The organism is Turneriella parva DSM 21527 (assembly GCF_000266885.1).
In the GTDB taxonomy this organism is placed as follows: Bacteria; Spirochaetota; Leptospiria; order Turneriellales; family Turneriellaceae; genus Turneriella; species Turneriella parva.
The window spans coordinates 2,335,417-2,356,269 of sequence record NC_018020.1; the positions used below are offsets into that span (position 1 = coordinate 2,335,417).

A 20,853-nucleotide genomic window follows, 5' to 3' on the forward strand; every position below is an offset into this window, starting at 1 on the left:
ACCCCAAACGCGCCTGGCAGGCAGTTTCAATATGCGCGCAAGATTCGTACGGCAGTCTCTGGTTTTAGGTTCTTTATATATCCTCACATCTCTTTTTGCTCAGGCTGATCTGCGGGTGATCAACGGAAAGTTCTCGCCCGAAAAGAGGCGCGAGTTTGTACCCGTGCCCGCGGCGTTAAGCCCAGGTCGCAAGCAATATCTGCACGCAGAAACGCTGGCTGCGCTCGCGAAACTCGCCGAAGCAGCAAAAAAAAGTGGCTTTAACCTGACCGTCGTTTCGGCGACCCGAAACTTCACAACGCAAAAGGCAATCTGGGAAGAAAAATTCACCGGCAAGCGTCTCGTGGGTGGCAAGAATCTTGCGACTGCAGTGAAAAGCGATGAAGAGCGCGCGCTTACCATTCTAAATTTTTCGTCGATGCCGGGCACCTCGCGCCACCATTGGGGCACCGACATCGATTTTCATGAAGCGAAAATGACCGCGCCCGCGCTGCACAACAGTTCGTTCAAGAGCGGCAGAGGTCTTGAATTCTATAACTGGCTCGTTGCGAACGGACCCAAATTCGGTTTCTGCCAACCTTACAACGGTGACCCCAATTCACGGCACGCTGGCAAGTTTGCGCACGGCTATCAAGAAGAGCGCTGGCATTGGTCGTACCGACCGCTCGCTTCGCAATACCTGAAGAGGTACCAGCAGAACGCGGGCGCGCTCGAACCTTCGGGCTTCGCGGGCGACAAAGCCTCGGCAAAATTCTACATGGATTACGTACAGAACATCGACGCGAGTTGCTATTGATGGCGATCGAAAACAAGTTACAGTTACCCTGCGGTGCGGTGATTGCCAACCGCCTCGCGAAATCTGCCATGAGCGAAAATATTGCGCTCGATGGTAAGCCGCATGAAAAGCTCTGGCTCCTTTACGATGTCTGGGGGCAGGGTGGGCTCGGCCTCATCATTACGGGCAACGTGATGGTCGACAGCCGTGAGCTCGGCGAACCGGGCAACGTCGTGCTTGAAGACGATGCAGATATTGACCACTTTCGCGAATGGACAAGCCGCGCGAAGCGCTATGGCTCTCAAATCTGGGCGCAGATCAACCACCCGGGCCGCCAGGCGCCGGCAGCGATTTCGAAAGTTACTGTCGCACCGTCTGCCGTGAAGCTCAAAATCGGCAGCCTCGCGTTTCGCACGCCGCATGCTCTCGAAGAAGCGGAGATTCTTGAAATTATCAGAAAATTCGGCAACACTGCCAGGCTGTGCAAAGATGCGCATTTCGACGGCGTGCAGATTCACGGCGCGCATGGTTATCTCGTCAGCCAGTTTTTGTCGCCGCTTGCGAACCAGCGCAGCGACCGCTGGGGTGGCAACATCGAGAACCGCATGCGGTTCGTGCTCGAAATATTTCGGGCAATGCGCGCCGCCGTCGGGCGAGAGTTTCCGATCGGTATCAAAATTAACTCCGCAGATTTTCAGCGCGGTGGTTTTGACGAAGACGACGCAGTAAAGGTCGCTAAAGCGCTCGAAGCGGAGGGCGTTGATCTCATTGAAATTTCAGGTGGTACCTATGAGAGTGCCGCCATGACCGGCGTGCACGAGGCACGTGGGTCGGCGACGGGCACGATGCCCTCTTTGTCGTCGACCGGCTTACAAAATTCGACCGCATCCCGCGAGGCGTATTTTTTGCCGTTCGCGGCAAAAATACGCCTCGCGGTAAAAACTCCCATCATGTTGACCGGCGGTTTTCGCAGCGCAGCGGCGATGAACGCCGCGATCGAATCGGGTTCGGTCGATGTGGTTGGTATTGCCCGCCCACTCGCGATGGAGCCGCATCTCGCCAAGAGGCTTCTCAGCGACCCGCAGGCAAAGAGCGATATCGGTCCCGTGAAGACGGGCATCGCAGCGATTGACCGCCTGGGCATGGTTGAGCTGGGTTACTATTCGTTACAGCTGGCGCGCATCGCCGAGGGCAAAGCGCCTGACCCTCAGCTGAGTCCGCTGCTTGCACTGCCGCTCGTGGGTTTTCACTACGCTTCGGGTTTGTTGTCACGGCTGCTCTCGAAATAGACGCAAAATCGGCTCTGAATTCTTTACTCGCAGCCCCTGCGCTATCTTAATTCGGTTGCCGCCGCAACCGACCGTTGCGGAGTAAACAATGCCCCGCGCGGCGCCAGAAAAAAATATCTTTAATAAGCCAGCGCCAGTTATTGCGCCTGACGCGCTGACGCTCGAGGCGCGCAATCTCGTGAAACAGTACGGCAAACGCACCGTGGTGCGCGGTGTTTCTTACAATGTTAAACAGGGCGAGGTCGTTGGCATTCTCGGCCCGAATGGAGCGGGTAAAACAACGTCATTCTATATGACAATTGGGCTCGTGCGCCAGTCGGGCGGCGAGGTCTTTCTTGGCGGCGAAGACCTCACGAACATGCCCATGTATATGCGTGCGCGCCGGGGCATTGGGTACCTTGCACAAGAGGCGTCCATTTTTCGCACACTGTCGGTGCGCAAGAATATAGAGGCGATTCTCGAACTCAGGGGCTTTGATAAAGAAGAAATACGCCAGCGTACCGACAAGCTGCTGAAAGAGCTCGAAATTGAGCATGTGCAGCAACAAAATGGCATAACCCTATCGGGCGGGGAGAGAAGGCGTGCTGAAATTGCGCGCGCGCTCGCTTCAGACCCTAAGTTTCTGCTGCTCGATGAGCCGTTCGCAGGCGTCGACCCTATCGCCGTTAAAGAAATACAGCGCGTCGTCTGGCAATTGCAAGATCGCGGGCTCGGTATTCTCATCACAGACCACAACGTGCGCGAAACGCTCAAGCTTACCGATCGTGCGTACATTATCTTTCAGGGGCAGGTTTTGATCGAAGGGACTGCAGACATATTGATCAAAGACAAAAAGGCCCGTGAGATATATCTGGGCGACGACTTTAAGATTTGATTCTATGGTGAAGCAAAGCGCACGCCGCCGCAGCGTTTAGAACATGCCGAAGGCCCAACTCAGACAGCACACAGCGCTCAAAACGACTGTCAGGCAAAAATTACACGGTACGCTGACGCATGCGGTACAGCTGCTGTCATTGCCGCAGCATGAGTTGCGAGAAGAAATTCTGCGCGTTATTGCCGAGAATCCGTTTGTTGAAGAAATTTCGTCGGGTGAAGCGCCCCCGATTTCAACAGGTGAGGGGCGCGACTTTATCGCCAGTGCGCACATCGGCTTGCAAGAAAACCTGCTGCTGCAGCTGGTCGACATGGGCCTGCCCGACAAAATTTATGATCTGGCGCGTATTATCGTCTCGACGATCGACAATGATGGCTTTACCACTTTTCCCCACCGGACGATTATTGCCGACTATAACTTCAGTTCGCGCGACCTCAGGGCGTGCATTGAATACCTCAAACAGCTCGAACCCTGCGGCGTCGGGGCCGAAAATCTCTGGCAGAGCCTGCGCTGGCAGGCCGAAGCGCGTTATGGTAAAGATGAACTGCTCTTCGACCTGATCGATATGCTGGGGCAGGCGCGTGAAGGCCTTTCGCGGTTCTCGCAGGCAGAAAAAAACTCGCTGTGCGAAATTCTCGAAATTGACCTCGAAACTCTCGATGCCAAGATTAAGCTGCTGACCGCGCTCGACCCCCACCCGGTGAACCGCAGCGACGGCAGCGCCGCCGAGTGGGCCTTACCCGAAATATTCTTTGAAGTCAAAGAGAAACAGGTTTACGTCAAAGTCTCCGATCAGTATTTACCACGATTTCGCGTGAACCACAAGCTCTATGAGCAGATGCGCGGCAAAAAAACTCCCGGGGTGGCAGATTCTGCGGCCGCGACGAGGCAGGCAGAGTGGCAGGCCACTTACCACACCGCAAAATCGCTCGTCGAAACTCTTGCCTTTCGATCTGACACGCTTATGCAGGTCGCGCGCATTATAGCGGTAAAGCAGTACGAGTTTTTTACCAGGGGCTCTGCTTACATACGCACGATGAGTCTCAAAGATCTCGCGCAAGAAACCAATCGCCATGTTTCAACCATCAGCCGCATCCTGAACCGTAAGTATTTTCACTGCTCGTGGGGTATTTTTCCGCTGAGGCTTTTTCTGATGCGCAAAATCAAGTCGTCTGACGGCAGCGAGCGCAGCGCCGAAGACCTGAAGACGGCAATTCTGACATTGCTCGCGCAAGACTCAGAACGTAAAAAATCCGACCGGGTTATTGCTGAGATACTTCAAGACCAGGGTTTTGAAGTGAAGCGGCGAACTGTCAACAAATACCGCCGGCTCATTCACCAGAAATCATCGCGTAAGAAATCGAAATGAAAATACCCTTTAATAAACCCTACCTCACAGGCAACGAAAAGGCACGGCTTGACGAGGTGCTCGTTTCGGGCAAATTTTCAGGAAACGGCGATTTTACAAAAAAATGCCAGGCTTTGCTCGAGAGCAAATACCAATTTCGCAAAACACTGCTCACCACGTCGTGCACCGATGCTCTCGAGATCGCTGCGTTGCTCGTGAAGGTGCAGCCCGGCGATGAAGTTATTCTGCCCTCGTATACGTTCGTTTCAACCGCGAATGCTTTTGCGCTGCGCGGCGCCAAACTCGTTTTTGCCGACAGCCAGCCTGACCACCCGAATCTCGATGTTGCGGCACTCGAAGCCCTCATTACCCCGCGCACGCGCGTGATCGTGCCGGTGCACTATGGCGGGCAGGCCTGCGATATGCAGGCTCTGATGCAGCTCGCGCAAAAACATTCGCTTTGGGTCGTCGAAGACGCCGCGCAGGCGGTGGATTCAAAACTTGGGGAGAAAAATCTTGGAGGCATCGGGCATGTGGGCGCTCTGTCATTTCATGATACAAAGAACATAATCGCCGGTGAAGGTGGTGCATTGGTTATCAACCATGAAGAATTCGTCAATAAAGCCGAAATTCACTGGGAGAAGGGCACCAACCGCAGCGCATTCTTTCGTGGCGAGGTCGATAAGTATGGCTGGGTAGACATCGGTTCTTCTTTCTTACCTTCAGAGCTCACTGCAGCGTTTTTGCTTGCGCAGCTCGAAGGCATTGATCAAATTCAACAGCTGCGCATGCAGGCGTGGAATACATATTACCAGATGCTCTCACCCCTCAACGGGAAGGGACTGCAGGTGATGCCCAATGTGCCGCACAATGCACACATGTTCTATTTGGTTTGTCGCAGCCTCGAAGAGCGTACCGAACTCATCGATTACCTGAAGCAGCAGGGCATTGCTTCAGTATTCCATTACCTGTCGCTGCACAAGAGCCAGTATTTTGCCGACAAACACGACGGCCGCGATTTGCCGAACGCCGACCGGTTTACCGACTGCCTCGTGCGGCTGCCAATGTTCGCCGAACTCGGGGCAACCGGCGCTGAACGCGTCGCGGGCTCGGTGCTCGATTTCTATCGCACGCGCTGAATAACTATTCAGGGCTATATGCAGGCCCGAATGATTGCCTGCATTGTCGCACTCGACAAAGCTTTCGGTCAAATGCGTGAGGCTGCTACCCTGCGAGCTAGAATCTAACGAAGGGAAAATCCTGCTTTTTGCATTTTTAGAATCAAGCCGTCTTGAAGCTTCTTGATCTCATCTGACGCCAGCGTGCGCGTCGGGTTGCGCCAGACCGCGCGTACTGAAACTGCCTTTTCATTCTCTTTCAGGTTACCACCGGTGAACGTGCTCACATGCTCGAAGCTGACCAGTACAGTCTTGTCGAGATCGCGGCGCACGAGCGGCTGCACAACGCCGGCCGCAGCCTTGAGCGCAGTAAATTCACCGCGTTTGGGCATGACCAACGTGAGATCAAAATCTACAGCCGGTTGTGCAAAGGGCGGCCGATAAGTCGGATTTTCCACTTTCAGCGCGAGCAGGTTCTCTATCAGGGCATCAAAATACCAGACACGGGTTTTGATACCAAACTCAGCCAGTATTTTTGGGTGTATTTCACCGAAGCGGAAAATCTTTTTGTCTTTCGTGCCTGCGGTGCCTGAACGGCCAGGGTTGAATATGCCATGCGCCTCGTTGGTGAAAACCTGGTCGTGGCGCATGAGACCACAACTTGCGAGAATAGTCGAGACTATCGCACCGACTTCTTGAGCGACGAGCGCCGGCTCTGCTTCTGACGTGAGTGCTCCCGCGTAGAAATACGCCTCGCGCCGGGCGAGCGTCGCATTCTCTGGTGGTAGCATCAGCTTTTCGATTTCGAAAAGGCGTGTATTCCCTTCTTCGCGGTAGTTGGCCTGAATCGAGCGCAAGAGGCCTGCCAGCGGCGAAATGCGCAGAAATGCCATATCGCTGTGCAGCGAATTCTGCATGCGCATGGCTTCACTGGCCGTGCAGAAGAATTCATCGGCCTTCAGATCATTTTCACTGTGAAATGCATAGTTGAGCACTTCGGTGAGGTGCAGGTGATTCGCCGAGAGGTCACGCAGTCCGTGTTCGAGTTCGCGCACGCCATTGCGCGAGCGTGGGGTTTCACATGGAACCAGCGCTGGTTCAATGGCGATTTCTTTGTAGCCGATAAAGCGCCCGATCTCTTCGACCAGATCTTCACCGATCGTGATGTCGTACCACTTGCGCCAGGCGGGTGGCGTGACGACGAGCGTGGCTCCCTTCTCTTCAACGGCAAAACCGAGGCGCTTCAGTATCGCAGCATTGCTGTCAGCGCGGTTGCCGATGTGCCCGAGTTTCTGGTCGATGAACTCGTTGGTGACGATGATCGGCTGGGTTTTCGTGTAATCTTCGGTTGAGACTTCAGCAATTTCCGAAAGGGTGACTCCGCCTTGTTCTTCTGCCAGCAGCGAAGCAAAGCGGTAGATCGCTGCCTTTGCCTTGCCGGGGTTCTGCGCCTTCTCAAAGCGCTGCGACGAATCACTGCGTATGCCGGTTTTCGAAACCGCTTTGCGAATGTCGCTGCGGTGAAACGTTGCCGATTCGAGGAACAGCTTCTCGGTGGCCGCAGTGGTCTCTGTACCCGCACCACCCATGACGCCCGCGAGTGCGACGGGTGTCGAGCCATCGCGAATCACTACAAGGCCTTCGGGTAGTTCATGCGTTGTGCCATCTAAGAGCGCTATCTTTTCTTTGGCTTTCGAGTAATCGACGCGCACCAATTCACCAAGCTTAGAGCGATCGAATGCGTGGTTGGGTTGGCCAATCTCGAACAGCACGGAGTTCGAAATATCGACGATGTTGTTGATCGGCTTTTGGCCAACTGAAAGTAACCGCAGCTGGCGCGCGAGCGGCGAAGACTGCACTTTGAAGCCGGCGAGCTCTGCCCCGCAGTAGGTAATAGCGGAGCGACCTTCGATTTCAATTTTGGGGAGTTTCGCGGGCTGTGTCTTGAAGGTCGCCTCTTCTGGGTTCTTCTTGAGCGGCTTGCCCAAAAGCGCTGCGATCTCGCGCGCAAAACCGAAGTGGCACCACAGGTCAGGGCGATGCGTGATCGACTTGTTATCGATATCGAGAATGACATCAGCTGCACCAAAGTAGTCAGAAAGCGGGGCACCGACTTTCCAGTCGTCGGGGAGGGGCATGAGGCCGTCGATCTTTGCGGGGGCGTAATCGAGCTGCGTGATGCCCAGTTCGCCGCCCGAGCAGAGCATGCCAAAACTTTCGACGCCGCGCAGCTTTGCCTTGGTCATCTCGCGGCCATCGGGCAGCTTAACACCCACGAGCGCCGCGGGAAACTTCTTACCGAGTTCGACGTTCGCCGCACCGGTCACAATCTGCACGGTTTCTTTGCCGGTATTCACTTTGCAGATTTTGAGTTTGTCCGCGTCGGGGTGCTTCGTGAGTTCTTCTATCAACGCCACGGGAATTTTCGCCATGTGGTCCATGAACGGCTCGAAGCCTTCGACCTCGCAGGTCTTCATCGTCAGAAGATTCGCGAGCTCGACCGGAGTTATGCCCGAGAGATCGACAAATTCATTTAACCAATTATAAGATAGTTTCATATTCTTACCTCGCTGGTTTTGATGAGACGCCCTGGCGTCTCATCAAAACTGCCTTAAAAATTCGAGTTTGCCCGCCATGAAGTGGCGAATGTCTTCAATGCCGTGCTGCATCATGACAAGCCGGTTGAGGCCCAAACCAAACGCGGCACCCTGCCACTCAGCAGGGTCAAGACCGGCGGAGCGCAACACGTTCGGGTGCACGAGGCCGCAGGGCAAAACTTCTACCCAGCCGGAGTGTTTGCATACGGAACAACCTGCTCCGTTACATACCAAACACTTCATATCGAGCTCAAAGCCAGGCTCGACAAACGGAAAATAACCGGGTCTGAGTCTGACATCCACCTCACGACCAAAAACTTCGGTCAGCAACGTCTGCATGAGGTGCAACAGATTGCCGACTGAAACCTTGCGGTCGATAATCATGCCTTCCATCTGGTAAAAGGTGTGCTCGTGCGAAGCGTCGACTTCTTCATAACGGAACACACGGCCGGGGGCGATAATGCGCAGCGGCGGCTTCATGCTCTCGAGCGCGCGTATCTGCACAGTCGAGGTGTGCGTGCGCAACAAATGACCGGTCACGGTGTAGAACGTATCCTGCATGTCGCGCGCGGGGTGGTCGTCGGTAAAATTTAGCGCGCCGAAGTTGTGGTAGTCGTCTTCGACCTGCGGGCCATCGACGATCGAAAAACCCATCGAGGTAAATATTGCTTCGAGTCGCCGCTGCGTCTGCGTGATCGGGTGTGTGTGTCCTGAAGAAACGCCGCCGCGCACCTGGGAAAATTCTGGTGGAGTAACGGAAAGATCGAGAAATTCGGTTTCTGCCAGCGAAGCAAATTTTGACTCCGTCAGCTGTTTTTCTTTTGCCGCCAAGAGCTCGTCGAGCTTAGCCTTGAATGTATTGGCCGCCTTACCGACGGCGGTGCGCTCTTCGGGGGTGAGTGATCCCAGCTGCTTCATAACGCCCGTCAGAGCGCCCTTTTTGCCGGTAAAATTCTGCGTCACCTGCGCGAGCGCTTCTGCGTCGGCAGCAGCGGCGATTGCAGCAGCAGCCTCAGCTTCAAGGGCCTGTATTTCAGAGATCAAGTCAGCCATTTGTCCGATAAAATGGGGATTTAAGACAGGGCGTCAAAGACTATGAGGCTGCTGCAACAGTTACGCCCGTTATTTCAAAAGCTCTCCCTTTAGGTAGGCCCGTGTCCAGTTCAGACGCTCGGCCTGCAGCTCTGTCAGAGCCAGGGCCTCTCTGCGGCGCCAATAGATATCGAGTGCCTCGAGCAAATCGGTTGCGGCAACGCGACCCTGGTTCACCCTGGCCCTCTCACCAGACAGGCGCTCTTCGGCGGCTTTGAGTTCAGATTGAATGGCCAGAAATTGACCATCTGCGGTTCTATACCGCGTCTCGATATCGTCGAGTTGAACCCGCGCAGCTTTAAGAGCATCTATGTACTGTTGGTTCTTCTCTTCGTACGCGGCATCTTTTACCTGGCGGCGGGTAATCTGTGTACCGCCGTCGAGTATGCGTATGCGTGCGCCGACCGAAGCCTGAAACCAGTCTTCGGGGGTGAACTGTCGCGCCCCGAAATGCGTGTAATTGCCGCGCGCATAGATTTCGGGCATTGACTCGAGCAGAATGCCATCGCGCTCTTTTCGCGCGGCTTCGACGAGCAAGGCAAGTGCCTGCAGATCTGCTCGTTTATCGAGCGCAATCTGTTCAGTTTTCGGCTGAAGTGCCGAAGCGCGACTTTCGGGTCTGCGGGCGCCTTCAGAGTTGGTCAGTCGGCCGAGGTCGGCCTCGCATGCCGCCGCGGCGTCGGCCAGCGACTGCAGCGAATTCTGTGCCTCAGCCAGCCGCATTGCCGCTTTCGCATCGTCGATATCACGGGCCTTACCGCCTCTGATCAGGCGCTTCAATTCTATTCGCAACTGATTGATATTTTTCAGGCGGTCTTTGAGAACGTCGCTGCGTGCAGAAATTTCTGCGCAGTCGTAGAAACGCCCAATTGCCGTGTGCTGCGCACTCATGGTCTCCCACCGCGCCATCAGGTCGGCCGCCTCAGAGCGCAGAGTGCTCGAGGGTATTTTCGCCAAAGCTCCCTCTGACGACCAGAGAGTCTGGTAGAGTTCAACACCCACCTGACCGTAGTTTTGCCTGCCATAAGGAAACTGCCCAAAGGGCGTCTGCAGAAAAAATTCGCGGTCACGAACGATGTATTCGGCTCCTGCTGTGACGCGCGGCCCCCACACGCCCAGAATTTCAGTGTTCTTGCCGGCTTTGGCCGCCGCAGCGCGGTGCCATGCAGCTTTTGCCGCCGGTGATCGCGCCGCACCCTCGATGACTTCGGTAATGGAGATCGGCTGAACCTTCGTGTCGTCGGCAGAAATACCCGGCACGAAAAGCAAGAGCAGAGCTGCAGCGCTCAGCAGGCGTGCGGCTGGTTTTCGCCACGCCATTTTCGCATACAGCCACGGTACGATGAATAGCGTGAAAAGCGTCGAAACCGCAAGCCCTGAGATCATCGCCCACGCGAACGGCGGCCACAAAGTCGAGTTCGTGAACGTCAGCGGCACCATGCCGAGTATTGTCGAGCCGCTCGTCAGCAGAATGGGGCGCAGGCGTTCGAGAATGCCGGTGCGCACGGCGCTGTTTCGGTCAAGACCCTCTTCTTCTGCGGACCTGAAACGATCGATGAGCAATATTCCATTGTTCACGACGATACCGATCAGAGCAAAAAGCGCGAGCATACCCATGAACCCCATCGGCTGCCTGCCGATTGCAAGGCCGGGCATAATGCCCAGCGCAGCCGTGGGCACGGCCGTCATGATGATTGCCGTCAGCCTGATTGAGTTAAACTCCCAAATCAGAATCGCGATCAGAATAATCATGGCGAGCGGCAAGGCAGCCAGAATTGCCCCATTCGCTTTTAATGACTCTCCGAATTCACCCCCGATTTCAAAACGCACACCCTCCGGCAGCGGATTTGCGGTCAGGTATGACTTCGCGACCGAAAGTGTTTGGGCACTGTTCAGTTTGTTATCGGTCTCAGCCAGAATGCGCACCACATTCTCCCGGTTGCGGCGATTGATAATACCGGGGTGCCGGTGCTCCGACGCCACCGCGCTGGCACCAACCAATATCGCCCGATCAGTCGTTTGCCCAACGACCGCGGCAGCGAGACTTTTACTGCTCGCATTTTCCCCTTCAGGGTAGCCGACAACTATCGGCAAGGTTTCGTCACTCGTTCTATAGAAGCCCGCCTCGATACCGCGCGTTGTCGCGAGCGTGGCGAGTGCCAGATCGGCGCGCGTCAGTCCGTTCTCTGCAAGCTGGCCGTCACGGCCCCGCAGCGCAAATTCTCTGATGGTGCCTTCAGAGTCGTGGCGCAGAGTACCGATTCCCTGCAAGCTCTGGAGTGCTGTTACCATTTTTTCGGCATAAGGCAGAGCTTCGTCGCCCATAAGGCGGATTTCAACCGGTGCTGGTATCGGCGGGCCCTGTTCAAGACTGCGCACGATCAGGCGCGGCGATTTATCGATCGGCAATGAAGCCAGCTCTTTTCGTAAAGCAGCGTGGTATTTCTGCCCCCGCGTCAGAACAAGCACCTGCGCCAGCTGCGGTGAATTGGGTTCTTGGTTCAGATTGTAATAAAATCGCGGAGTCGAACGGCCGACAAAGGCTGCAAAGCCAGAGACATGGGGCGACTGGCTCAGAAAGCGCTCGACCTGCTCTACGGCAGAGCGTGTGCGCGAGAGCGCCGTGCCCTCAGGGTAGACTATCTCTACCACCAGCTGGTTACGGTCAGCAGAAGGGAAAAACTTCTGCCCCACCGTCACGGCCGAAAGAATTGCCACGACGAGCAGAACTACAAGACCATAGCCGATGCGCCGCGTACGCTGCAGCACGGTCTCTGCAATCAGGTCGGCAACTTTGCTGAGAAACGGCCACTGCCTCGAGGTGCCGGGTCTCAGCCAGGCGGCTGCAAAGGCAGGCGTGAGATACACCGCAGCGAGCCAGCTGACAGAAAGCGCGGTAATGGCAATCGCGGGTATTGCGAAGGTGAATTCTGCCGTTGTTCCCCTGGCGAGAAGCATCGGCAGAAACGAGGCAACGGTCGTCAATGTAGACGAGAGCAGCGGGACAGTGAATGTTTTCACGGTACTCACCGCTGCCTCGGCCTTGCCGAGACCACTATCGAGTTTTTCCTGAACGCTTTCGGCCACAACAATGATGTTGTCGATCAGCAGCCCCAACGACATGACGAACGCCGCGATCGAAATCTGCTGTAATACGCCACCTGCGATGCCATTGAGAGCGAGCGTGATCAGCCCAACAACCGGCAGCATCAGCGTCACGAGCAACCCGACGCGAAACCCCATCGTGACGAGCATCATCGCCCCGAGAATCGCCATGCTTTCGAGCAGCGCGAAAGCAAGTTCGCTGAGGCGGCCGCGTACAAATTCGGGCTGTGAATTCAGAATCACGATTTCAACGCCCGGGCCCGGTTGAAACTCTTTAACCGCCGCGGCGACCTGATCGCCGAAGGCTACCAAATCGATTCCGCTGCGCGCAACAATGCCAAGCGCTGAAGCCGGTTTACTGTTGAAGCGCATTTCATCGGCCAAGGGTCTGCGTTCAGTTTCGCTCACGCGTGCAAGTGTCTTCAGAGTGATCGTTCCCCCATTTTTCGCGATCAGCGAAAAATTCTCGATTTCACTGATGCTTTCGAAGCCATTGTGCGGTTTGACATTGATTTTTTCGCCGCCAGCATCGAAACTACCGCCACCAAGTCTCTGGTTTGCCGCCGAGAGCTGCGAAAGAATCTGCTGGGCGGTAAGCCCCGACGAGGCGAGGCGTGACTTGTCGAGTGCGAGGGTAATTTGCCTTCCGTCGTCACCGATTCGCACTGCCGAGGCGACATTCTTAATGCGCAGAACCCGATTCTCAAGCACGATGAGAGCCCGGTGGCGATCGGCTGCCGGGCCGGTGAGGGCGATGAGTATCGCTTCCTGGTCGAGGGTCTTGCGGTTGAGCGCAGGTGGTATAACACCTTTGGGAAACTTCAACTCGGCACGGCGCAGCGCGTTTTCGACTTCATCCCACTCGCGCGTGATGGCTGCGTCTGTCGCAACGGAGCCTTTGAGCTCAATGCGCACGAAGGCAAATTCTGGCCGAATGCGTATGTCGACGTTTTCGATACCGCGTACCGCCGTGAGTTCTTTTTCGATCTCGCGCACCACGAAGCTATTGAGTTCAGAGGGTGATTCCCCGGGGTAGATGACGTTCACCGTGCCAAACCGGGGCTTGATGCGCGGATCTTCTTCTTTCGCGACGGTGAACCATGAAAAAAATCCATAGAGCGCCAAAGCGAGGCCCAGAAACCAGAAGAACCTCGCCCGTTCGGTGATGAGGGATTTCTCTTTCATATGCCGACTTTCGCCTCAGCGCGTTTTTTGATGCCCGCCAACCAGATATCGTGCAGTCGCGAGAGCTTATTCGGCACGAACACTTTCTGAAAAAAGGTTAGAAAGCCGCGTTGCGACTCGTCAGTGATGAGTAGCACACCCTTGCCGCGCGGAATTATCAGCCAGGCATGGTAGCCCTGAATTACGGCTTTTTGCGAGCGCCACGAGAGTCTGCAGTTAGGTACATACTCTTTGACGGTCGACACAAAATTTAGCCCCATCGTCGACCAGGTGAAGACGCTGTCATCTTGCAGCAAGCTCTGTCCGTTCTGAATTTGCACGTTTTCTGCGCCCTCGTACCATTCAGGCCAGCGCGTGGCGTCGATGAGCTCGCGCCATACGGCTTCGGCGGGCGCATTGATCTCTATCGAATTGTGTATGTAGAAGCTTGCCTCTTCAGGCTTGAATTCTTCAGGCCAGTTAATCTGCTCTTCGTAGCTTCGGCTTTTGGCTATCGATGGCCCCGTAGACTGGCAGGCGCTAAAGATCGTCAGAGCTGCAATGGGCAGCAAGATACATTTACGCATATTGACTCCTCTTATCTTTTGTCATTGAACCCATAATTATTTGCATTATTCTGACGCCGAACCGGCGTGGCACGGTCTTCAGCGAAAAGATCAGCAGTTTGCTGAGTGCACCGGGCATAACCAGGTAACCCCTGCCGAGTTTACGCAAGATGGGGGCGCCGATGCGCGCAGCATCTGGTGGGTTACCCATCTGCATTTGTGCACGTTGGCCAAAGCCGCTGGCGACCGGGCCAGGCGCAGCCACCAACACGTCGACGCCGTGAGACTTAAGTTCAACAGCGAGAGCTTCGCCCAAAGACTGAACGTACGCCTTGGTCGCCGCGTAATGCGCCGCGTAAGGCACGCCCTGAAAAGCCACCAGCGAACTCAGCAAAATAATTCCGCCCCGCTTCTGGTATGCGAACTGCCCGCCGAAATAATGGCAGAGGCGCATCACCGTTTCGACATTGACGCGCAGCATTTCGATTTCTGTTTGCAGATCACCGCGGTGAAACTCACCCGATGTACCGAAGCCCGCCGATAACACGACCAAGCCCACGCGCAGGTTCGCCGTTGCTTTTGCCAACCGCGCCGGTGCATTGATGTCGCTCAGGTCTTCTTTGTGAACAAAACACTCGACTCCAAACTTGTTGCGGTAATATTCTGCCTGAACCTCGAGCTCTGCTTTGCGTCTTGCGACCAATGCGAGGTGAAAGCCTGCCGAGGCCAGATTTTCTGCGACACTTTTACCGATACCCGACGATGCGCCGGTCACAAGCGCCCAGGGGCCATATTTTTTGTGCAGTCTTGATTTTTCTTTTTCCGTTAATTGCATTTACTTCTCCTTAGTTCTAATATCACGATAGTCGCCTTCGCGCAGCACCACGAACTCTCCGCTTTTGAGTTTTGCATTTTCGCTTGCGTTGAGCAGATCTTTGGCCGGCGAATCGATGTCTTCAGCAGTGAGGTTAAACGTGCCGAAGTGCATCGCGATCGAGAGCGGTGAAGCCAGGTCACGGTGCGCTCTGACTGCCTCAGCCGGGTTCACATGCGCGTGGCGCATGATCTCGTTGGGTTCATACGCACCAATCGGCAAGAGCGCTGCGACGGGTGAACCGAGCCGCTGTCTGATTTCGCGAAAATGGCCGCCGTACGCTGTATCTCCTGCGAAATAGACGAAGTGCGTTTTATCAGCAAAGATCGCGTAAGAAGCCCAGAGAGTTTTGTCCTGATCAAAAAGGCCGCGGCGCGAATTGTGCCGGGCGGGAGTCATCACTACCTTGTAGCCTGCGCCCGAAAAAGACTGCCACCAGTCGAGTTCGGTGACTCTGGGTGAAACTTCACCGTGAATGAGATCGGCAACTGCGAGTGGTACAATAAATTGAGGATCAAATGCCGTCTTGAGCCGGCGCAGCGTCGGCAGGTCGAGATGATCGAAGTGGTTATGGCTGATCACCACCGCGGTGATTCTGGGCAGCTGTTCAAACGCAATGCCTGGCTCGGTAGCCCGCCTTGGCCCCGCCCACGCATAGGGGCCGACCCGCGTCGACCAAACCGGGTCAGTCAGTATTGCGACCTGCCCGAATTCGATAAGCAGCGTCGCGTGGTTGATGAAAGTAATTCTTATCGTGTCAGCTTTCAGCGCCCGCGCTTCTTGCTGGCCCACAGGCCGCATTTCGCCCGGCCAGTTGCTGCTTCTGCCAAACATGACATGGCGCGCCATTGCGAGGGCGCCCATGTGTTCGGCAGGCGGGTCGTTATAGAAAACCGAGCCGTTGAAGTGATCGCTCGCGGGCAGATTGGGCGCCGAAGCGCAGTGGGGCAGCGTTGCGAGCGCCAAAATGAGCGGCAGGGGGCGCACGATGTCAGTGTAATCATTTAAGTAGTCACTGTCTACTTTTTTGTGTATTTTGTCAGCAACACTGCTTTTATGGACGCATCGACTCAAAAAACGTTAGCTGCCAGAGCCATGGCCAAAAAGAAGCCAGCTGAGCCTGAAATTGATGATCTGAAAACGGCTGTGCTCGCAGAATCACTGCGCATTATCCGCAGCGAAGGGGTGGGGGCTCTGTCGATTCGCCGCGTCGCGCGTAACCTGGGCTTCTCGCATGCTGCGCCTTACCGGCATTTTCCCACGCAGCAGCATATATTTGCAGCCCTGACGGAGCGGGGGTTCGAATTATTTTCGGGCGCGCTCAAGGCAAACTTACCCCCGCTTTACCAGACCGAACAGCTTGAAAACCGGCTGCGCGAGATGTGCCACAACTATTTTCGCTTCGTATTCGAGAACCCAGACTATTATCAGTACATTTTTGGGCCGCCACGCTTTGACCACCACCAATTTCCCGAATTGCAGCAAAAGGGCACCGGCTCGTTCGAAATTCTGACCGAACAGATCGCGGCGATGGTGCACGCAGGGGCAATCGCGCAGGGCGATGTGGTGGCGCTTTCGATGTTTGTGTTTTCGACGATGCATGGCGCATCATCTTTGATGCTGAACGGCGTCACTGAGCACCTGGTCGCTGACCCTGAAAGACGCGAGTTGCTGACGAAGTTTATTGAGCAAAAAATTATCGCCGCGCTTAAGCAACATTAGTCGCCCGCATGCGGTCATAGAGAAATTGGCGAATAGCCCCATCGCCCGCGAGCGCAGCCGCCCTCTTGAAAGAATCTCTGGCCCTAAGTCTGTCACCCTTTACAAGCATCAGTTCAGCCTGAACCGCCCAGTAAGGCTGATAGTTCACCGCTTCGCCTGTTATGATCGCAAGCTGGTCTTCTGCGTCGGTCAGATTTTTATTCTGCATCAACGCGGCAGCATAACCGACGCGGGCACCGACCGTGGGTTGCATATCGATCAGACCCGCATAGAGTCTGCAGATCGCCTGCCAATCGGTTTGGCCGGTGACGCCCCGGGCGGTGTGAACTGCCTGAATCGCCGCCTCAAGTTGAAATGGGCCGAAAGCCTGCATCGCTGCCGCGCGTTTGAGCGCTGCGTCTGCTTCGACGATGAAATCTACCCGCCAGAGTTTTGGGTCTTGTTTTTCCAGTGGAACATAAGCACCTGCTGCGTCGCGTCTGGCACCGGTCCGCGCCGCTGAAAAGAGCATGAGCGAAAGCAGGCCCAGTGTCTCGGCGCTTTGTGGCAGTACCTCGCTGAGCATGCGCGCGAGGTAGATAGCTTCGTCGGCGAGCCCGACCCGCGTTACGGCGCCCCCATCGACGTGGTCATGGCCGAGGCCATAAGCGCCGTAGATTGCCTCGAGCACTGCAGCTGTGCGGTCTGCAAGTTCGTCGATCTCGGGAACAACGAACGGTATTTTGCTGATGCGTATCTTGTTTTTCGCGCGCACGAGGCGTTTCGCCATCGCTGCAGGCGAGACCAGGTAGGCAGAAGCAATGCGGTCTGCGTCGAGACCCAGAATAGTCTGAAGCATCAGCGCAGCGCGTACATTTTCATCGATGCCGGGGTGCGCGCAGACGAAAAATAACCCTAAACGCTCGTCCGACAATTCGGGCGTGCTAGTGTCTTGTGAAACTGCGGCGTAGCTGTCGGTAAGTTCGGTTTCGCGGCCGCGTCTGCGATATTGATCTGCATGGCGCCTGACGGCAACCGTAAATAGCCAGCCTTCGGGATTCTGTGGAATACCATTCGCGGGCCAGTCTTCGAGCGCGGTGCGGAATGCTTCGGCGACGGCATCTTCGGCACCCGCGATATCGCCCGACCGCGCGGCGAGGTTTGCGACCAGTTTCGCGCGTGAATCACGCGCGATCTGGGCAACTTTCTCGGTGAGCGAATTCACCCGGGCATCGGGGGCAAAACAGGGCGCACTTCAACGCCGCCCGCAGCGGCGCAAGGTGCCCGGCTCGCCCATTCGAGTGCCTGGTCGAGATTTTCGACTTCAATGATGAAGTAACCCCCGAGTTGTTCTTTCGCGTCGGCGAACGGGCCGTCTTGCACATGGCGCTTGCCATTCTGGATGCGCAGCGTCGTCGCCGTTTCGGGTGGTTGCAGACCATCTCCGTTGACGATGATCTTCGCTGCGTTGAGTGCCTCGACATAAGCCGACCAGGCACCCCAATATTGCCCGGCTTCGGCTGTATTGCGCCGTTGTAGCTCTTTGTTCGTTTCGTACATCATGAGCATGTATTGCATCTGAATCTCCTACTTCATTTTGTCGGCGACTATCGCCGAAACCGCGCCGACGACTATGCACTCGAGCGTTCCGTAGAAGAACCACAGAAAGGCCAGAGTATGCGGAATCGGCAACACGATAAAGTTGGTATAGCCGTACCAGAATTTTGCAATCAGCCCTACGACAAGGCCGATGCTCGCGCCTTCGATAAGCCCTGTGCCTTTATACGCGCGTTGAAACAAGATAGCGAACGCGCCCGAAAACACGAGGTAGATCGGCAGAAATATGGGTGCCATCGCGGCCAGATCGGCCGAGGGGCGCCAGACGGTTGTCAGACTCTGGTAAATACCATTCAGCAGAACCTGATTGATCAGGGTTTCGAGGGCGCCAGTCAGCACGATTGCCACTGAAGCCAGAATAATTGTCTTTTTCATTGTAATCTCCTTTTGATGGGGTGTAAAATTATCGCCCCTCGACTAGGGTCGCGCAGCAATCTGCCAAATGGACAATTTCAAAAAAAAATCGATCAATTCGCCGTTAACCAGATTTTTGCCCATAAACCTTGGACAAGTTTTTATGGCCAGAGCACAGATTTAGCATTAGCGTTCATTTATCATGCTGAATTTGCAAGAACACCAGATGTCCGCAGGTTTCAGGACTAAAAGTCTGCGCGGCGGTATGCTGCCGATGGGGCACATTCTGAACGTCGATCATTTTACCATGGCATTGCCGACTTTTCCCCCGCACCCGCATGCCGGCTTTTCTGCGGTGACGTACATGCTGCCGTGGTCGAAAGGCGCGTTCGTCAACCGTGACAGTCTGGGCGATCCATCACTCATAGCACCGGGTGACCTGCACTGGACGCTCGCGGGTTCGGGCATGATGCACGAAGAGATTCCCGAAAAGCCGGGCACCGATTGCGAGGGACTGCAGATATTCGTAAAACTCAGGGATGGTAATGAACTCGCGAAACCGCGGGCGTTTCATGTGAGCCACGGGAGTTTTCCCGAGGTGAATGCGCCGGGGATGCGCATACGCATTTTGGTCGGCGAATGGAAGGGAGTCAAAAGCGAGATACCCGAGCAAGAGAACACGACGATGCTGCACCTCAGTGTCGACCATGCGGCTGAAATCGATTTGCCCGTGCAGCGCGATGCCTTTGCGTTCGTGCTGCGCGGCCGTGGCGAAATCAATGGTGAAGCCGCAGCAGCGGGTGCCGCAGCCGCGCTCGCACCGGGGCTCAACAGATTTACGGGCGAAAATCTTGAAATCTTGCTCGGCGTCAGCGACGCTATGCCGAAGAAACCTCATTTCGCAGGGCCGTTCTGCATGTTCGACACGAACGAACTCGAAAATGCCAGGCGCCGGTTTGCAACAGGCGGCATGGGCGCGCTTTCGCCGTCGTTCTGAGTACAAGGGCGCTGAAGGCGTAAACAGCCTGTTTAGCAACTTTGTACGCCGCACAATAAAAAGCTTGACGAGTTGTCCATTTTTGCCTACTTTCTGTTTTAGTGCAATGCACCATTGCCAAAGGGCTGAGGGTGCAGTGCAAAGGTGGGATAATGACAACAAACAAGAAATTTGTAAAGCGACCGACCTTCTTTTTCGCGGGTTTTGCTGCGATTGCGCTGAGCGCCGCGTTGTTCTCTGCTTATCCGAAATGGCAACAACAAGAGACCGAGAACTGGGTATATACCTACGTGACCGAGCATTTTCCCGGTAAAGGTGTTGAAAACCTACAGAAACTCGCGGGCATCATTTACCGCGAATCGATGAAGCTGCGCCTCGACCTCGCGAGTGACGCACACAAATATGACCGCGCCGCATTGCTCATGGGCGTGATTCAGCTCGAAAGTGAGTTTAACCGTAAGGCCAAATCACCCGTGGGCGCAAGGGGATTCATGCAACTCATGCCGGCGACTGCCGCGCTCTTGAAGGGCCGCAGGCTTTCACAAGAAGAAATTACCGATGCCGAAACCAACATTACTCTGGGCGTGCGTTACCTGAACGAAATGATTCGTGAAATGGGCACCGTTGAAAAAGCCCTGCTGGCCTATAACGCCGGGCCGGGTGCTGTGCGCAAATGGGGTGGAGTTCAAGCCTACTACACGCACGTTGTAAAATACCACAACCGCTTTCTGGCCTACAGGGCAGAGGGCCGTAGCCCGAAACTGGTTATAGCCCAGTTGATGGAATAAGCAAAGCCACGGTTCGACAGGCTCACCGTGACAACGTTTGTCACCCTGAGCTTGTCGAAAGGTGTGTTCGCTCAAATCGACAGTTTGCTGCTCAGCACTTTCTCAGATTGTGCAGTTCGAAAACCCTCAAGCCTCTTTGCCAGCGCAGCGTCACTGAGCGCGAGAATCTGCGCCGCGAGAATGCCTGCGTTCTTCGCATTATCGAGCGCGACCGTCGCCACCGGGACACCCCCCGGCATCTGCAGAATCGAGAGCACGCTGTCCCAGCCGTCGAGCGAGTTCGCTGATTTCACCGGCACACCGATGACGGGCAGGGGCGTGAGCGAAGCCACCATGCCGGGTAAATGCGCTGCGCCACCGGCGCCTGCGATGATCACTTGAAATCCTGCTTGTTTCGCAGATTTGGCAAACTCAAACATTTTCTCGGGGGTGCGGTGTGCCGACACGACTTCGGCATGTGCCTCGACCCCGAGTTCTCTAAGTACGTCGTGCGCGGCCTGCATGACCTTCCAGTCAGATTCAGAACCCATGATGATCGCGACTTTGACAGCCATGCGAGATTCACTCAGGGGAGCGCGCTGCGGCGTATAGTGC

18 protein-coding genes are annotated in these 20,853 nt (G+C 55.5%); 8 read left to right on the forward strand and 10 right to left on the reverse strand.

The features are described from left to right. Positions 1-31: 31 nt before the first annotated feature. The 5 genes from TURPA_RS11195 (at position 32) to rffA (ending at position 5,425) form a co-directional block, all read left to right on the forward strand. Positions 32-796, forward strand: coding sequence for a M15 family metallopeptidase (locus tag TURPA_RS11195; RefSeq protein WP_014803418.1), 765 nt, complete (start codon positions 32-34; stop codon positions 794-796). After that, positions 796-2,064: an NADH:flavin oxidoreductase/NADH oxidase family protein gene (locus tag TURPA_RS11200; protein WP_014803419.1), complete on the forward strand. Its 1,269-nt coding sequence runs from the start codon at positions 796-798 to the stop codon at positions 2,062-2,064. The genes TURPA_RS11195 and TURPA_RS11200 overlap by 1 nt, the downstream gene beginning before the upstream one ends. Positions 2,065-2,152: 88 nt before the next feature. After that, the gene (gene lptB / locus TURPA_RS11205; protein WP_014803420.1) at positions 2,153-2,938 is read left to right on the forward strand and encodes an LPS export ABC transporter ATP-binding protein; all 786 of its coding nucleotides are present in this window, start codon (positions 2,153-2,155) and stop codon (positions 2,936-2,938) included. A 43-nt stretch (positions 2,939-2,981) separates the two neighbouring features. Then, entirely contained in the window at positions 2,982-4,307 is a 1,326-nt protein-coding gene (locus TURPA_RS11210; RefSeq protein ID WP_014803421.1) for an RNA polymerase factor sigma-54, read from the forward strand. Next, positions 4,304-5,425, forward strand: coding sequence for a dTDP-4-amino-4,6-dideoxygalactose transaminase (rffA, locus tag TURPA_RS11215; RefSeq protein ID WP_014803422.1), 1,122 nt, complete (start codon positions 4,304-4,306; stop codon positions 5,423-5,425). Before TURPA_RS11210 ends, rffA begins: the two co-directional genes overlap by 4 nt. Positions 5,426-5,529: 104 nt before the next feature. On the opposite strand, the gene pheT is transcribed toward rffA, so the two are convergent. The 6 genes from pheT to TURPA_RS11245 form a co-directional block, all read right to left on the reverse strand. Further along, positions 5,530-7,962 carry a phenylalanine--tRNA ligase subunit beta gene (pheT, locus tag TURPA_RS11220; RefSeq protein WP_014803423.1) on the reverse strand — a complete coding sequence of 811 codons (2,433 nt, stop codon included), beginning with the start codon at positions 7,960-7,962 and terminating at the stop codon, positions 5,530-5,532. Between the two features lie 42 nt (positions 7,963-8,004). After that, a complete protein-coding gene (gene pheS / locus TURPA_RS11225; RefSeq protein WP_014803424.1) occupies positions 8,005-9,054 on the reverse strand; it encodes a phenylalanine--tRNA ligase subunit alpha in 1,050 nt (349 codons plus the stop codon). 69 nt (positions 9,055-9,123) lie between these two features. Continuing rightward, entirely contained in the window at positions 9,124-13,383 is a 4,260-nt protein-coding gene (locus tag TURPA_RS11230) for an efflux RND transporter permease subunit (protein WP_014803425.1), read from the reverse strand. Continuing rightward, positions 13,380-13,949 carry an SRPBCC domain-containing protein gene (locus tag TURPA_RS11235; protein WP_014803426.1) on the reverse strand — a complete coding sequence of 190 codons (570 nt, stop codon included), beginning with the start codon at positions 13,947-13,949 and terminating at the stop codon, positions 13,380-13,382. Before TURPA_RS11235 ends, TURPA_RS11230 begins: the two co-directional genes overlap by 4 nt. Beyond that, positions 13,942-14,763 carry an SDR family NAD(P)-dependent oxidoreductase gene (locus TURPA_RS11240; RefSeq protein ID WP_014803427.1) on the reverse strand — a complete coding sequence of 274 codons (822 nt, stop codon included), beginning with the start codon at positions 14,761-14,763 and terminating at the stop codon, positions 13,942-13,944. The genes TURPA_RS11235 and TURPA_RS11240 overlap by 8 nt, the downstream gene beginning before the upstream one ends. Next, positions 14,764-15,789, reverse strand: coding sequence for an MBL fold metallo-hydrolase (locus tag TURPA_RS11245; protein WP_014803428.1), 1,026 nt, complete (start codon positions 15,787-15,789; stop codon positions 14,764-14,766). It lies immediately after the preceding gene. Positions 15,790-15,897: 108 nt separating this feature from the next. On the opposite strand from TURPA_RS11245, the gene TURPA_RS21825 reads away from it, so the two are divergent. Then, positions 15,898-16,524, forward strand: a complete 627-nt coding sequence (locus TURPA_RS21825) for a TetR/AcrR family transcriptional regulator (RefSeq protein ID WP_014803429.1) — start codon at positions 15,898-15,900, stop codon at positions 16,522-16,524. Here the strand turns inward: TURPA_RS21825 and TURPA_RS11255 are convergent. From TURPA_RS11255 to TURPA_RS11265, 3 genes are read right to left on the reverse strand one after another with little or no spacing between them, the layout of a single operon-like run. After that, on the reverse strand, positions 16,511-17,728 hold the full coding sequence (locus TURPA_RS11255; protein ID WP_014803430.1) for an RNA polymerase sigma factor: 1,218 nt from the start codon (positions 17,726-17,728) through the stop codon (positions 16,511-16,513). The genes TURPA_RS21825 and TURPA_RS11255 overlap by 14 nt on opposite strands. Continuing rightward, positions 17,725-18,081: a YciI family protein gene (locus TURPA_RS11260; RefSeq protein WP_014803431.1), complete on the reverse strand. Its 357-nt coding sequence runs from the start codon at positions 18,079-18,081 to the stop codon at positions 17,725-17,727. The genes TURPA_RS11255 and TURPA_RS11260 overlap by 4 nt, the downstream gene beginning before the upstream one ends. A gap of 9 nt (positions 18,082-18,090) precedes the next feature. Then, complete coding sequence (locus tag TURPA_RS11265; RefSeq protein ID WP_014803432.1) at positions 18,091-18,495, reverse strand: hypothetical protein; 405 nt, start codon at positions 18,493-18,495, stop codon at positions 18,091-18,093. Between the two features lie 181 nt (positions 18,496-18,676). Here TURPA_RS11265 and TURPA_RS11270 point away from each other — a divergent pair, with 181 nt between their 5' ends. Beyond that, on the forward strand, positions 18,677-19,471 hold the full coding sequence (locus TURPA_RS11270) for a pirin family protein (RefSeq protein WP_014803433.1): 795 nt from the start codon (positions 18,677-18,679) through the stop codon (positions 19,469-19,471). A gap of 152 nt (positions 19,472-19,623) precedes the next feature. Continuing rightward, on the forward strand, positions 19,624-20,259 hold the full coding sequence (locus TURPA_RS21830; RefSeq protein WP_014803434.1) for a lytic transglycosylase domain-containing protein: 636 nt from the start codon (positions 19,624-19,626) through the stop codon (positions 20,257-20,259). A gap of 71 nt (positions 20,260-20,330) precedes the next feature. On the opposite strand, the gene purE is transcribed toward TURPA_RS21830, so the two are convergent. Further along, positions 20,331-20,813 (reverse strand): 5-(carboxyamino)imidazole ribonucleotide mutase, encoded by a 483-nt coding sequence (purE, locus tag TURPA_RS11280; RefSeq protein WP_014803435.1) that lies wholly within the window; start codon positions 20,811-20,813, stop codon positions 20,331-20,333. Positions 20,814-20,853: the final 40 nt, after the last annotated feature.

Coding starts and splice junctions, on each gene's coding strand:
- TURPA_RS11195 (WP_014803418.1), top strand. CDS start 32: ATGCGCGCAAGATTCGTACGGCAGTCTCTGGTTTTAGGTTCTTTATAT.
- TURPA_RS11200 (WP_014803419.1), top strand. CDS start 796: ATGGCGATCGAAAACAAGTTACAGTTACCCTGCGGTGCGGTGATTGCC.
- lptB (WP_014803420.1), top strand. CDS start 2,153: ATGCCCCGCGCGGCGCCAGAAAAAAATATCTTTAATAAGCCAGCGCCA.
- TURPA_RS11210 (WP_014803421.1), top strand. CDS start 2,982: ATGCCGAAGGCCCAACTCAGACAGCACACAGCGCTCAAAACGACTGTC.
- rffA (WP_014803422.1), top strand. CDS start 4,304: ATGAAAATACCCTTTAATAAACCCTACCTCACAGGCAACGAAAAGGCA.
- pheT (WP_014803423.1), bottom strand. CDS start 7,962: ATGAAACTATCTTATAATTGGTTAAATGAATTTGTCGATCTCTCGGGC.
- pheS (WP_014803424.1), bottom strand. CDS start 9,054: ATGGCTGACTTGATCTCTGAAATACAGGCCCTTGAAGCTGAGGCTGCT.
- TURPA_RS11230 (WP_014803425.1), bottom strand. CDS start 13,383: ATGAAAGAGAAATCCCTCATCACCGAACGGGCGAGGTTCTTCTGGTTT.
- TURPA_RS11235 (WP_014803426.1), bottom strand. CDS start 13,949: ATGCGTAAATGTATCTTGCTGCCCATTGCAGCTCTGACGATCTTTAGC.
- TURPA_RS11240 (WP_014803427.1), bottom strand. CDS start 14,763: ATGCAATTAACGGAAAAAGAAAAATCAAGACTGCACAAAAAATATGGC.
- TURPA_RS21825 (WP_014803429.1), top strand. CDS start 15,898: ATGGCCAAAAAGAAGCCAGCTGAGCCTGAAATTGATGATCTGAAAACG.
- TURPA_RS11260 (WP_014803431.1), bottom strand. CDS start 18,081: ATGCAATACATGCTCATGATGTACGAAACGAACAAAGAGCTACAACGG.
- TURPA_RS11265 (WP_014803432.1), bottom strand. CDS start 18,495: ATGAAAAAGACAATTATTCTGGCTTCAGTGGCAATCGTGCTGACTGGC.
- TURPA_RS11270 (WP_014803433.1), top strand. CDS start 18,677: ATGCTGAATTTGCAAGAACACCAGATGTCCGCAGGTTTCAGGACTAAA.
- TURPA_RS21830 (WP_014803434.1), top strand. CDS start 19,624: ATGACAACAAACAAGAAATTTGTAAAGCGACCGACCTTCTTTTTCGCG.
- purE (WP_014803435.1), bottom strand. CDS start 20,813: ATGGCTGTCAAAGTCGCGATCATCATGGGTTCTGAATCTGACTGGAAG.